General features: G+C 71.7%; 12 protein-coding genes. 3 read left to right on the forward strand and 9 right to left on the reverse strand.

The features are described from left to right. The first annotated feature begins 168 nt into the window (after positions 1 to 168). Entirely contained in the window at positions 169 to 1,290 is a 1,122-nt protein-coding gene (locus tag SGFS_RS22060) for a pyridoxal-phosphate dependent enzyme (RefSeq protein ID WP_286252693.1), read from the forward strand. 6 nt (positions 1,291 to 1,296) lie between these two features. Here SGFS_RS22060 and SGFS_RS22065 read toward each other — a convergent pair whose 3' ends face one another. The 7 genes from SGFS_RS22065 to SGFS_RS22095 form a co-directional block, all read right to left on the reverse strand. Beyond that, complete coding sequence (locus SGFS_RS22065) at positions 1,297 to 3,474, reverse strand: DEAD/DEAH box helicase (RefSeq protein WP_286252694.1); 2,178 nt, start codon at positions 3,472 to 3,474, stop codon at positions 1,297 to 1,299. 121 nt (positions 3,475 to 3,595) lie between these two features. Next, positions 3,596 to 4,081 (reverse strand): S26 family signal peptidase, encoded by a 486-nt coding sequence (locus SGFS_RS22070; protein ID WP_286252696.1) that lies wholly within the window; start codon positions 4,079 to 4,081, stop codon positions 3,596 to 3,598. Beyond that, positions 4,078 to 5,910: an ABC transporter ATP-binding protein gene (locus SGFS_RS22075; protein ID WP_286252697.1), complete on the reverse strand. Its 1,833-nt coding sequence runs from the start codon at positions 5,908 to 5,910 to the stop codon at positions 4,078 to 4,080. The genes SGFS_RS22070 and SGFS_RS22075 overlap by 4 nt, the downstream gene beginning before the upstream one ends. Next, the gene (locus SGFS_RS22080; protein WP_286252698.1) at positions 5,907 to 6,461 is read right to left on the reverse strand and encodes a TlpA family protein disulfide reductase; all 555 of its coding nucleotides are present in this window, start codon (positions 6,459 to 6,461) and stop codon (positions 5,907 to 5,909) included. Before SGFS_RS22080 ends, SGFS_RS22075 begins: the two co-directional genes overlap by 4 nt. A 15-nt stretch (positions 6,462 to 6,476) precedes the next feature. Continuing rightward, the gene (locus SGFS_RS22085; protein WP_286252699.1) at positions 6,477 to 7,010 is read right to left on the reverse strand and encodes a MauE/DoxX family redox-associated membrane protein; all 534 of its coding nucleotides are present in this window, start codon (positions 7,008 to 7,010) and stop codon (positions 6,477 to 6,479) included. Between the two features lie 73 nt (positions 7,011 to 7,083). After that, positions 7,084 to 7,263: a hypothetical protein gene (locus tag SGFS_RS22090; protein ID WP_286252701.1), complete on the reverse strand. Its 180-nt coding sequence runs from the start codon at positions 7,261 to 7,263 to the stop codon at positions 7,084 to 7,086. Positions 7,264 to 7,336: 73 nt separating this feature from the next. After that, positions 7,337 to 7,870, reverse strand: a complete 534-nt coding sequence (locus tag SGFS_RS22095; RefSeq protein WP_286252702.1) for a redoxin domain-containing protein — start codon at positions 7,868 to 7,870, stop codon at positions 7,337 to 7,339. Between the two features lie 232 nt (positions 7,871 to 8,102). On the opposite strand from SGFS_RS22095, the gene SGFS_RS22100 reads away from it, so the two are divergent. Further along, positions 8,103 to 8,780: an AfsR/SARP family transcriptional regulator gene (locus SGFS_RS22100; protein ID WP_286252704.1), complete on the forward strand. Its 678-nt coding sequence runs from the start codon at positions 8,103 to 8,105 to the stop codon at positions 8,778 to 8,780. Between the two features lie 117 nt (positions 8,781 to 8,897). On the opposite strand, the gene ychF is transcribed toward SGFS_RS22100, so the two are convergent. Then, a complete protein-coding gene (ychF, locus tag SGFS_RS22105) occupies positions 8,898 to 9,986 on the reverse strand; it encodes a redox-regulated ATPase YchF (RefSeq protein ID WP_286252706.1) in 1,089 nt (362 codons plus the stop codon). A gap of 601 nt (positions 9,987 to 10,587) precedes the next feature. On the opposite strand from ychF, the gene SGFS_RS22110 reads away from it, so the two are divergent. Beyond that, complete coding sequence (locus SGFS_RS22110) at positions 10,588 to 11,133, forward strand: DUF6542 domain-containing protein (RefSeq protein ID WP_286252708.1); 546 nt, start codon at positions 10,588 to 10,590, stop codon at positions 11,131 to 11,133. Between the two features lie 310 nt (positions 11,134 to 11,443). On the opposite strand, the gene ppgK is transcribed toward SGFS_RS22110, so the two are convergent. Next, on the reverse strand, positions 11,444 to 12,190 hold the full coding sequence (gene ppgK, locus SGFS_RS22115) for a polyphosphate--glucose phosphotransferase (RefSeq protein ID WP_286252710.1): 747 nt from the start codon (positions 12,188 to 12,190) through the stop codon (positions 11,444 to 11,446). Positions 12,191 to 12,227: the final 37 nt, after the last annotated feature.

Here is a 12,227-nt window from a genome sequence, read left to right on the forward strand (position 1 = left end):
AACTCGGGAACTTCCGAAGAACCTCTGGGAACTGACGTACGAGAGTCGTACGCCAGGGCGCATGGTAAGCGTGCGGCGGCCGGGGCGGACACGCGGGGCACAAACCAGACGCTTCACGCGCGCCCGCCCTTCCGTACCGCCATCAACCGGCACAACTACCCTGCGGTCATGACACCTCTGCCGGATCGCTTCTGCCCGACGGACGGCACGCGCGTCCCCGCCGCCTCGCTCGCCTGGTGCTGCCCGGCCTGCCGCGGCCCCCTGGACCTCGACTTCGCGCCCACGCCCGCGTCCCTCAAATCCCTCACCGGCCGGGTGAACTCCCTGTGGCGCTACGCGGAGTGCCTCCCCCTCGCGGCGCCCACGGTGTCCCTCGGCGAGGGCCGCACCCCGCTCGTCGAGCTGAAGGACGGCGTTTCGGCCAAGCTCGACTTCCTGATGCCGACGCTGTCGTTCAAGGACCGGGGCGCGGTGCTGCTCGCCGAACTCGCCCTGCGGCTCGGCCCCCGCCGCGTCGTCGCCGACAGCAGCGGCAACGCGGGCACGGCGGTCGCCGCGTACTGCGCCCGCGCCGCGCTGCCCTGCACGGTGTACGTCCCCGCCGGTACGTCGGCCAAGAAGCTGCAGCAGATCGAGGCGCACGGGGCGCGGCTGGAGATCGTCGACGGCGACCGCGGGGCGGCGGCGCGGGCGGCCGAGGAGGCGGCGGACTCAGCGGACACGGACGGCGTCTTCTACGCCTCGCACGTCTACAACCCGTACTTCCTGCACGGTACGAAGACCTACGTCCACGAGCTGTGGGAGGACCTCGGCGGCCGGCTCCCCGAGGTGCTCGTCGTCCCGGTCGGCAACGGCACGCTGCTGCTGGGCGCGGCCCTCGCCGTCGCCGAGCTGCACGCGGCGGGCCTGATCGACCGCCGACCCGCGCTGTACGCCGTCCAGTCCGCGGCGGTCGCCCCGCTGGCCCACGCCTTCGCCGAGGGCGCGGACGACCTGGTCGGGGTCACCCCCATGGCCCCCACCTCCGCCGAGGGCATCGCGATCACACGCCCGCCCCGGGCCCGCCAGATCCTCCGCGCCGTACGGGCTTCCGGCGGCGCCTTCCTCACCGTGACGGAGGACCAGATCCGCCACGCCCAGCTCGACCTGGCCTCGCGCGGCCTGTACGTCGAGTCCACGGGGGTGGCGTGCTGGGCGGCCGTGCGGGAAGGGGCGCTGGGGAGCCGTACGGCGGTGGTGCCCTTGTGCGGGGCAGGGTTGAAGACGGGGGTGGCGACGCCCGCCGGATGACCCGCTCTACGCGGGCTCCACCGGCCGCACCCGCTCCGCGCCGAGCCGTGCCTGTTCCTCCTCGACGATGCGGCGGGCCAGCGAGACGTCCGACACGTCGACGGCGTCCGGCGTCGACTCGGCGACCACGCTGCGCCGCGCGTACGCGTCGAACAGGCGGGACTTGTCCTCCAGCATCCTGACCATCCGTTCGTCCACTCCGCCGGTGGCGAGCAGCCGGTGCACCCGGACCGACCGGACCTGTCCCATCCGGTGGGCCCGCGCGGCCGCCTGGTGTTCGATGGTCGGCTTGATCTGCGGCTCGCAGATGATCACGACGGAGGCGGTCTGCAGGTTGAGTCCCACCCCGCCCGCCTGGATCTGGGCGAGCAGCACCGCGTGACCGGGCGCGGCGGCGAACTCGTCGACCAGGTCCTGTCGGCGCGCGGGCGGTACGGCTCCGGTGAGCGGCCCGAAGACCTGTCCGCCCTTCGGGGCCGTGGGGAGCGCGTCCCGCACCACGCCGAGCACGTCCCTGAAGTTGGAGAAGACCACCACCTTGAGCCCATTTTCGGCGGACTCCGCGACGATCTCCCGCAGCCGGTTCAGCTTGGCCGACTTGTCCGGGCGCGCGTACGCCGCTCTACGCATCGCCATGAAGTTGCCGGCCCGTACGGCCTCGCGGTAGGCCTCCTCGTCCGACGCGCTCAGTTCCTCCCACTCGTCGGTGCGCTGGAGCGGGGGCAGTTCGGTCAGGACGTCCTGTTGGTTGCGCCGCAGATAGACCGGCGCGACCGCCTTGCGGAACGCCTTGGAGCCGGCCACGCCGTCGCCGTCGCCGACCGACTCGGCGAGTTCGGGGCGCAGGATGTGTACCAGGCTGCGGAACTCCGAGACGCGGTTCTCCATGGGTGTGCCGGACAGCAGCAGCACGCGTTCGCAGTGCTCCGCCCACTCGGTCACGGCCAGCGAGCGGCGGGCCTTCGGGTTCTTCACATAGTGGGCCTCGTCGACGACGAGCATGCCCAGTTCCCCGCCGCCGGGCGCCGGGAAGCCGCGCAGGGCGTCGAAGGTGGTGACCCCGACGCCGCCGCGGCCCTTCCAGTCGGCGAACGCCTCCTGTCGGTCCGGGCCGTGCAGGGGCAGCACGCGCAGCTCGCTCCGGGCCTCGATCTCACGGGTCCAGTTGATCAGCACGCTGGCCGGGCAGACCACCATGAAGTGGCTCTGCCCCTCGGCGGCGAGATGCGCGAGGGCGGCGATGGCCTGGACGGTCTTGCCGAGCCCCATCTCGTCGCCGAGGATCGCCCGGCGTTGCGCGAGGACGAAGCGCGCGCCGAAGGCCTGGTAGCCGCGGAGCGAGACCCTGCGGTGGGTGTCGTCGAGCCCCTGCTCCCGGACTCGCTCGGCCAGGTCGTCCGGCAGGAATCCCTCGGCCGCGGCGGGGTCGGGGCCACGGCCCGAGAGTTCGGCGATCAGGCCGTAGTACTCCGCGGAGCGCAGCTCGAAGTCGACCAGGGCCGCCACGTCGGTCGCGGGGCCGCGCAGCAGGTCCACCGAGGCCTGGGCGAACAGCTCCGGCAGCCTTTCGCGCTCGGCCTGCTCGATGAGCGAGCGGACCTCTGCCACGGCCTCCAGCGCGTGCTCGCGTCCCGCCCGGCCCGCCAGCAGCATCCGCAGCCGCCCGGAGGCCGGTCTGGCGTCGGCCAGCAGTGGACCGAGCCGCTGGGACAGGGCCGTGGCAGCGCCGACGGCGCGACGCGCCTCGGGCCCCGCCTCCACCAGCACGTGCAGGGCCACGACCAGCGCGGTCGTCCGCGGCTCCGGCCGGTCCACGTCGATGTGCACGGCCACGGTGTCCCGCACGGCCTCGGCTATCTGCCGGGCGGCAGCGACCGTCTGGTCGGCGGTCTGCTTTCCGACTCCGGGGAGTTGCTGGAGGCGGTAGCTCCCGGCGTCGAGCACCTGCCGAACCGTACGGAAGCCGCCCCTTTCCACCTCACCGAGGCGCAGCCGCCCCTCGGTGACGTCCTTGAGCCGGGCCACGGGGATGGCGTCCAGTTCCCGCTCCGCCAGGTCGTCGTGGATCGGCTTCAGGGCCGCCCGTACGGCCTCGACGGCTCGCGCGTGGTCATCGCCCACCGCCCGCGCCGCCTCGTGCAGCCGCTCGCCCCGGCCGACCGCCTCCCGCTCGCTCCGCCCCATCGCGCCCCGCCCCCGCCGCCGTCCCCCAGTACCGAGTCCCCGCATCCTGCCACGCACGGCGCAGCGGCCCGACCCACGTTCCCGGCGGCGCCCCAGGTCTTCCGTCCCGGAGAGGCCGACATCAGCCGCCGGAACAACCAGAAGGTGCACCAGAAGCCGTGGCGGCCCGCAGGCGGAGCAGGACGGTTCCGATGAGTTTGTCCTCGGGGCAGTAGCCCAGCTGTTTGGAGTCCATCGAGCCCGGCTTCTCGCCCAGGAGGACGAGCATGCCCGGCGGCACGTGGGTTCCGGGGCATCGGCCGGCCCAGCACGGTACGGGCTCTCCGGCGACGGCGACGATGCGTTTGACGTACCACGAGTCGGACGTGGTGCCCGTGGGGGAATGCCAGCCGTGCTCGGGGTGGGGTGCGGCGACGACGGCGACCCGGCCCGTGGCGACTCGGTGTCTGCCGCGGAGCATGAGGATCCGGTCGCCGGGCATGAGCGTCGGCGACATGCTGTATCCGCGGACGGTCACGGCCACCAGCCGCCCACGCGCCAGCAACAGGGCCGCGGCGAGGACGAGGAGTCCCGCGAGGGCGAGGAGCACCGGGGCCGCGGCGGTCACCGGACGGTCTCCTCGTAGCCTTCGGCCTGCGTGGTGAAGAGCTCGGCGTAGGCGCCTTGGGCGGTCATGAGCTGTTCGTGGGTGCCTGCCTCGTGCACGGTTCCGTCCGCGATGACGACGATGGCGTCCGCGGCGCGGACGGTGTTGAGGCGGTGGGAGACGAGGACGCTCGTCGCGCCCTGGCGGAGTGCGGTGAGCCGGTCGTGGACGTGGCGTTCGGCGACCGCGTCGAGGCCGGTGCTGGGTTCGTCGAGGATCATGAGATCCCGTTCGGAACGCATCAGGGCCCGGGCGAGCGCGAGGCGCTGCCACTGGCCGCCCGACAGCTGGACGCCAGGGCTGGTGTCTTCCGTGTCGTCGGGGAAGAACATCCGGCTGAGCATGGTGTCGTACCCCTGTGGGAGGCGGGCGAGGGCGGTGTGGATGTCCGCGTCGGCGGCGGCTGCGTGGATGCGCCCATGGTCGTGGAGGGAGCCGAGGTCACCGAGGCCGATGTTCTCCCCGGCGGTGAGGTCGTACTCCATCGGGTCCTGGAAGACGACGCTGACCCGTCGGCGCAGCTGGTCCGCGGGGAAGTCCTTGAGGTCGATGCCGTCCCAGTGGATGCTGCCGCGCTGCGGGTCGTAGAGGCGGCACAGCAGTTTGACGAGGGTGCTCTTGCCGGCCCCGTTGAGACCGACGATGGCCAGGCTGGTGCCGTGCGGGATGGTCAGGCTGACTCCGCGGAGGATCCACGGTCCGTCGTCGGTGTAGCGGAACCAGACGTCCCGGAGTTCGATGCCGTGGCTCAGGGGCGGTGGGGCGATCGGGGCGGCCGGGGCGGGGAGGTCGTCCCGGACCTGGGTGACATGCAGGTAGTGGCTGAACAGCAGGGCCGTCTGGTGGCTTTGGGCGATGCACCCCACCAGGCCGACGAGCGCCGTCTGCATGCCGGCGAGGGCGGCGACGAGGAGGGACACGTCACCGGCGGTGAGGGCGTGGGCGGCGGCCTGGTGCACGCCCCAGACGAGTGCGCCGGTGGAGATGCCGGCTCCGAGGGCGGCGAGGGCCGTCTCGTAGGTGACGAGGCGGCGGTCGAGGCGTTCCTCCTGCCGGTTGATGCTGTCGAGATCGGTACGCATGCGTTCGGCGAAGTAGCCGCCGAGGCCGTAGAGGCGGATCTCTTTCGCCGCTTGGGTGTCGGTGAGGAGCCCTCGGTAGAAGATCTGGCGGCGGGCGAGGCTGCTGGTGCGCCAGAACATGTCCGCGCGATGCCGGCTGTTGGCCAGGTGGGCGAAGAGGGCCGGAACGGCCGCGACGACGAGGATGCCGGCCAGGGTGGGGCTGATGAGCAGGAGACTTCCCAGGAAGCCCGCCAGGGTGAGGACTCCCTGGGCGCCCTGGAGTGCCGCGCCGACGAGTCGCTCGGCGCCCTGCGCGCTCTGGATGGCGAGTTGGACGCGGTCGTGGAAGGCGGGCTGTTCGAGCTTGGACAGACCGCTGAGCCGGTTGACGGCCGTGAGCAGGTCGCTCTGGGCCCGGGTGGAGGTGGCGCGGCGGATGCGGGCGTCGGCGTAGGAGGAGGTGGCCGACGCGGCGGCGAGAAGGACGGTGAGCAGGCCGATGCCCGCCGCGGCCCAGTTGAGGTCCGAGGCGCGGAAGTCGTCCGCGGTGAGGCTGTCGACCACGTACTTGAGCAGCCAGGAGGCGGCCACGGGTGCCGTACCCGCGATGACGACGGTGGCGACGCGGACGGCGAGGGCCCCGGGGCAGGACCGCAGCGTGAGGGCGAGTACGGCGGTGAGGGACCGCAGGAATTCGGCCGTGCGGGAGGTGGATTGCCCGCTCATGCGGTGAGGAGGTTGAGCGTGGGCAGGGAACCTCGGCCGATGCCTGTCTCCGTGACGGTCCCGTCGGCGTCGAGGAGGACGAAGGTGGGGTGGTGGCGTACGCCGAAGGCGCCGGCGACGGGACCGTTCGGGGGTTCGGTGGCGGTGAGTTCGGTGAGCGGGCCGACGGCCTCGAGCAGGGGGCCGGCTTCGGGGAGCTGTCCGCTGATGACGGCGACGAGATGCGCGCCTGACGGGGTGTTCGCCTCGGTCCAGCGTTGGATCTCGGGGAGGCTCTCCCTGGTGGGCCCGCAGTCGGGACGGAGGAAACAGATGAGGGTGGGACGCCCGGCCAGGGTGGATTCGCTGACTTCGCCTCGGGGGGTGTGCAAGGTGAAGGCGGGGGTGTGGTCACCTTCGTGCACGGCGAGGGCCGGCGGGCCCGGGGCCTCGGCGGCCGGGGCGGGGGCGGCCACCGTGGTACGCCAGCGTTTGATCACCGCGAAGGTGAGGAGGGCGTTGACGAGGGTGGCCGCGGCGAGGAGGGCGAGGCCGGTGATGGCGTAGCTCACTCTGTGGTCGTCCTTTCAGCGTTGGCCGGTGCGGGCGGCGAAGAAGAAGGCGAGGTCGTCGGTGAAGACGGCGAACGCGGTGAGATAGCCGGCGACGGCGACGGCGAGCGCGAGTGCGGGCGCGTTGAGGGGGGTGGCGGTGCCGTGGGTGAGGGCGATGGCACCGCCGAGGAGGGCGAGCACGGTGAGTGTGGCGTTGCGGGCGACATGCCAGGGGCCCATGGGCACAGTGGTCCTGCTGCCGAAGCAGGGGCAGCCGGCGGGGCTGCGGCGCCGCATGGTGGTGACGGCGACGGCGCTGAACGCCGCGCACAGGGCGGCGGCGACGGCCAGGCCCGCGGTGAGCGTCCGGGGCAGGGCGAGGAGCACGGCGGCGAGGAGCTCGGCCGCGGGCACCAGGACGGCGAGAGCCGGCCGGGCTGCGGCCGGCAGGTAGGTGAAATCGCCCAGTGCCGTGGCGAATCGGCGGCGGTCGCGCAGCTTGGCGAGGCCGGCCACGGCAAGCACGCAGATCAGGGTCAGGCGGCAGACGAGCAGCAGGTCGGACAAGGGTGACTCCGAGGGAGTGGGTGCTGGGCCGGCGGGCACGGGGCGGGCCGCAAGCGGCCCGCCCCGTGGTTGTTCAGCAGTAGTCCCAGCTTCCGCAGTTGACCTTGCACGCGCCGGTGTAGCAGCAGCGGCGGCATCGCTGGCCGCTGGTGCTCCACTCGGTCCAGCAGTCCGGCGGGCAGGCCGCCTGGGCTTCGGCCTTGGGCAGGATTCGCTCGATCAGGCGGCCCGCACCGGCCTTGAGTGTGCGCATGGTTCTCCTCTTCCTGTGTGGATGGGATGTGCGTACTCCGCGGTGCGACCGCGGTCGGCGGTCGCACCGGGGTTCAGGAGGCCGCCGGTACCGGTTCGCGGCCGGCGGCGGAGGGAGCGGCGACGACGCCGTCCTGGTAGTTGAGGACCGTGGGGAAGGCGGGGACGCGCAGGGCGCGGAACAGTGGTGCCGCCTCGGGCCCCGGTACGACCTCGTCCGCAGGCCCGACGAGTTGGGCGGTCAGGCTGCTCTCGGCGGCTTCGTCGCCCATCACCAGGGCCAGGGCCCGGCCGCCCGCTGCCCGGGCCCGGTCGGCCCGGTCGGCGAAGTCGGGGAGGCTGTCGGTGCAGGCCGGGCAGTCGTGGGAGAAGACACCCAGCAGCAGTTCCCCGGAGCGGAAGTCGTCCTGGGTCAGGGTCCGGCCGCTGAGCGCGGTGGCGGTGAAGTCCGGGAGTCCGTCTCCGGGTTGCGGCCCTTGGCTTGCGAAGTCGTCGCGTCGGCGGACGACTTCGAGTTCCTGCCAGCGGCGCAGGATGACCATGAGCAGGACGAGGTTGAGCAGGGCGACGGCTCCGACGAGCACCAGACCGGCAATGACGTACGGCAAGTTTCGACCCCCCTGGGCGCGGTTGCACTTGGGAGCAGTGTGAGAGGTGGGGCCTGCCAGGAGGATGCCAAGACCTTGCCAGGAACATGACGGGCTGAGCAACATGGGCGCCATGCTTGCAACGGGGTCACATTTTCGAGTACTCGGCAGAGTTGAGTGGACGGTCGACGGACGCCCCAGAGCCATCGGTCGCCGCCGTGAGCGTCTGCTGCTGGGGTTACTCCTGCTGGAGATGGGCCGGCCGCTCCCGATGGACCGGCTGATCGATCTGTTGTCGGACGAGGACGAACGACCGCGTTCCCGGGCCGACCTGTATGTGGATGTCTGCCGGCTGCGGGCGAGCCTTCGCCGTGGCGGGTGCGACGGGTCGGTGCGGCTGGTGCGGAGCGGTTCGACGTACACACTGACCGGCGATCCGCAGCTGGTGGATCTGCACCGCTTCACTCAGCTGGTCAACCGGGCTCAGCGGGTCACCGAGCCGCAGGAGGTCTCCCGACTCGCCTCGGCCGCCCTGGCCGAGTGGCGGGGGCCGGTGCTGGAGGACGTCGCGACCGAGCGGACACGCCGAGGTGTCGGCGCCGCTTTCGACGAACTGCTGATGTCGGCGCAACTGCTGCGTGTCGCGGCGGAGTTCAAGCTGGGCAACTACTGGTCGCTCGCGGCGGAGCTCGCACGGCTCACCGCGGACCATCCGGAACACGAGATGCTCCTGGCCTTCCGTGCGGCCACGCTCTACGAGTGCGGGCGTCGCGCGGACGCGCTGCGCGTGCTGTCCTCGGCACGAGCGCGCATGACACGGCGGCTGGGGTTGGATCTGAGCCGCGAGCTGCAGGATCTGCGCGCGGCGATCCTGCGGGACGATCCCGTGGACCGCGACATCTTCCGCGGTGGCGCCCTGGGCGCCGTGTGATGCACGGCCGCATCCCCACCGACCCGGCACGGTAAGCAGCAGGGGTCCGACTCCGCAGAGCCGGACCCCTGCTGACCTGCATGTTTCCAGATCAGCGATGTGGTGCCACGTCACCCGCTACACGTTGAAGCGGAACTCCACCACATCCCCGTCCTGCATCACATACTCCTTGCCCTCCATGCGCGCCTTGCCCTTCGCACGGGCCTCGGCGACCGAGCCGGTCTCCACCAGGTCGGCGAAGGAGATGACCTCGGCCTTGATGAAGCCCTTCTGGAAGTCGGTGTGGATGACTCCGGCGGCCTCGGGGGCGGTTGCGCCCTTCTTGATCGTCCAGGCGCGGGACTCCTTGGGGCCGGCCGTGAGGTAGGTCTGCAGGCCGAGGGTGTCGAAGCCGACACGGGCGAGGGTGGCCAGGCCGGGCTCCTCGGCGCCGACCGACTCCAGCAGCTCCATCGCGTCGGCCTCGTCCAGCTCGGCGAGGTCCTGCTCCAGCTTGGCGTTGAGGAAGATCGCCTCGGCGGGGGCGACGAGGGCGCGCTGCTCGTTCTTGAAGTCGTCGTCCACCAGCTCGTCCTCGTCGACGTTGAAGACGTAGAGGAAAGGCTTCGTCGTCAGCAGGTGCAGGTCGTGGAGGAGCTCCTCGTTGCCCGAGCCCTGGACGATGCCCGCCGAGAACAGCGTGTCGCCCTTCTCGAGGATCTCCTTGGCCTCCTCGACGGCCTTGACCTTCGGCGCGATGTCCTTCTTGATCCGCGACTCCTTCTGGAGGCGCGGGAGGACCTTCTCGATGGTCTGGAGGTCGGCCAGGATCAGCTCGGTGTTGATCGTCTCGATGTCGTCCTTGGGCGAGACCTTGCCGTCGACGTGGACGACGTTCTCGTCCTTGAAGGCGCGGATGACCTGGCAGATCGCGTCCGACTCACGGATGTTCGCGAGGAACTTGTTGCCGAGGCCCTCGCCCTCGGACGCACCGCGCACGATGCCCGCGATGTCGACGAAGTCGACGGTCGCCGGGAGGATCCGCTGGGAGGAGAAGATCTCGGCGAGCTTGGTCAGCCGCTCGTCCGGGACGCCGACGACGCCGACGTTCGGCTCGATCGTGGCGAACGGGTAGTTGGCCGCCAGCACGTCGTTCTTGGTCAGGGCGTTGAACAAGGTCGACTTGCCGACGTTGGGCAGACCGACGATTCCGATCGTGAGCGACACGTTGCGACTTCCCGTACATGAGAGGGCGGCCAGGCGGCCCAGGGCCTGTCGTCACATTCCCGTCGTCCGCCCGCAGGGCGGGCTGCGCGGCGTCAGGTGCGTCCTCTCGGCGTGCCGGGCGCAGGCCCTCGTACTGGTTGTACGTGGGTCTGTGCCCGGTGCGGCGAGAAGGCGTGCATGGCGTCGCGCGGTAGACGGGAATGTGACGACAGGCCCTGGGGGCCTGGGACAGCAGGGCCTAGGGCGGGTCCGGCGGATCGTGCCCTAGCGGCCAGAGGGCTGACCGATCCCCCAGTTTACGGCGTGCCGACGTCCACCCCGGCGAGGTATCGAACGCTTGGCCAAGGTCCGCTCCACGGCGTGTCTGTAGACCCATTCGGCACATAAACCGACCTAAGTTGGTCCAGTGGAGCAACACAGGACGCATCCCCCTCGCCCCGAACCGCGCCGCGGCGCCTCCCTCCCACCTCAAGGGGGCCCTCAGGGTGGCAGAGGCGGCCGGGGTCCCGGCGTGGCCGCGCAGCGTCGTGCTCCGGTCGCGCGCGGGCCCGTGCCACCCCCGGTCCGTGCGGTACGGCGCACTGCGCGGGCCGTGCGCCGGATGCCCAACCCCCGGCTGACCGGGCTGGGCTGCGGGTTGTTCTGCGCGGCGGCCATGTTCGTGCTCGCCTGCCTCGACCGGCTGCTGTTCGAATCGTCCCCCACGGTGTACGGGGTGCTGTTCCTGCTGGTCAGCGCGTTGACCGCGGTGTGGGTGCGGCGCGGCGACCTGGCCAGCGTCCCCGTGGTCGTGCCGATCGCCTTCGCCGCCGGGCTGCCGCCACTCACCGGCCTCGGGGGCGGTCTCGGCGCGCATCTGATGGGCCTGCTGACCGCCCTCGCCGTCCAGGCGGGCTGGCTGTACGGCGGGACGCTCGTCGCCGGTCTCATCGTGACGGTACGGAAGGTCCGGCTGATGGCCCGCAAGGCGGCCGAGCGGCAGGCCGCGCAAGGAGGGCGAGGCCCTGGCGTACAGGGCGGCCGGGGACGGGCCGGGCAGGACGGGCGCGGGCAGGGCGTGCGCGGTGGCCGGGGGCCGGCCATGGCCGCTCATGTCCGGCAGCGCGCGGCCCAGCCTCGTCCCCGGCCCCAGCGCCGCACGGTCTGACCCGCCGCGACGCCGTACGGTCTACCGGGCCGCAACCCCGTACGGTCTCGCCCGCCGGGACGCCGTACAGCCGGGTTGCACGGGAGCGCCGTACGGCTCGGTGCTCCGGCGTACGGCCCGCGCCGCCCTACCCCCTAGGGCGTGTTTCGAAAGTCCCGTCTGCCCCGCGACGCCTGGCACGGCACCTCGCCGCGTTGTCGGGATCGTCCACGTACGCCCAGTACGCGGACGACCCTCCGCCTTGCGACGCACCGCACCAGAGCCGCGGGCCCCGCTCTCCGGGCGGACGACGCCACTTTCGAAACACGCCCTAGCCCGCCTTGGCCGCACGCATCGCCGCGCCCACGATGCCCGCGTTGTTCTGGAGCTGGGCCGGGACGATCTCGGCCTTGATGCCCTCGATCAGGTGCAGGAACTTCTGGGACTTGCGGCTGACACCGCCGCCGATGATGAACAACTCGGGGGAGAAGAGCATCTCGACATGGGCGAGGTACTTGGTGACCCGGCGGGCCCAGTGCTCCCAGGTCAGCTCGTGGTCGTCCTTGGCCTTGGTGGAGGCTTTGGTCTCGGCGTCGTGGCCGTTCAGCTCCAGGTGGCCCAGCTCCGTGTTGGCGACGAGGACGCCGTCGGCGAAGAGGGCGCTGCCGATGCCCGTGCCGAAGGTGAGCAGGATGACCGTGCCCTGGCGGCCGCGGCCCGCGCCGAACTGCATCTCGGCCACGCCCGCCGCGTCCGCGTCGTTCAGCACGGTCACCGGCAGGCCGCCGAGGCGGTCGCTCAGCAGGGCGCGCGCGTCCACGTCGATCCAGCCCTTGTCGACGTTGGCCGCCGTACGGATCGTGGAGCCGCCCGTGACCACACCGGGAAAGGTGATGCCGACCGGGCCCGTCCACCCGAAGTGGTCGACGACCTCCTTCACGCCGTCCGCCACCAGGTCGGGCGTCGCCGGGTGCGGGGTCAGCACCTTGTACCGCTCGTCCGCCAGGTCGCCCAGGTCCAGGTCCACGGGAGCGCCCTTGATCCCGGAACCACCGATGTCCACGCCGAAGATGTGCATGGCCTTACGTTACGTCGTACGACTGACAGTCACTGCC

Origin of the sequence: Streptomyces graminofaciens (assembly GCF_030294945.1) — a bacterium.
GTDB classification, from domain to species: domain Bacteria; phylum Actinomycetota; class Actinomycetes; order Streptomycetales; family Streptomycetaceae; genus Streptomyces; species Streptomyces graminofaciens.

Bases quoted from the DNA above. Each gene is read 5' to 3' on its own strand.
- SGFS_RS22075 (WP_286252697.1), bottom strand. From the start codon at position 5,910: ATGAGCGGGCAATCCACCTCCCGCACGGCCGAATTCCTGCGGTCCCTC.
- SGFS_RS22090 (WP_286252701.1), bottom strand. From the start codon at position 7,263: ATGCGCACACTCAAGGCCGGTGCGGGCCGCCTGATCGAGCGAATCCTG.
- SGFS_RS22060 (WP_286252693.1), top strand. From the start codon at position 169: ATGACACCTCTGCCGGATCGCTTCTGCCCGACGGACGGCACGCGCGTC.
- SGFS_RS22065 (WP_286252694.1), bottom strand. From the start codon at position 3,474: ATGGGGCGGAGCGAGCGGGAGGCGGTCGGCCGGGGCGAGCGGCTGCAC.
- ppgK (WP_286252710.1), bottom strand. From the start codon at position 12,190: ATGCACATCTTCGGCGTGGACATCGGTGGTTCCGGGATCAAGGGCGCT.
- SGFS_RS22110 (WP_286252708.1), top strand. From the start codon at position 10,588: ATGCCCAACCCCCGGCTGACCGGGCTGGGCTGCGGGTTGTTCTGCGCG.
- SGFS_RS22100 (WP_286252704.1), top strand. From the start codon at position 8,103: ATGGGCCGGCCGCTCCCGATGGACCGGCTGATCGATCTGTTGTCGGAC.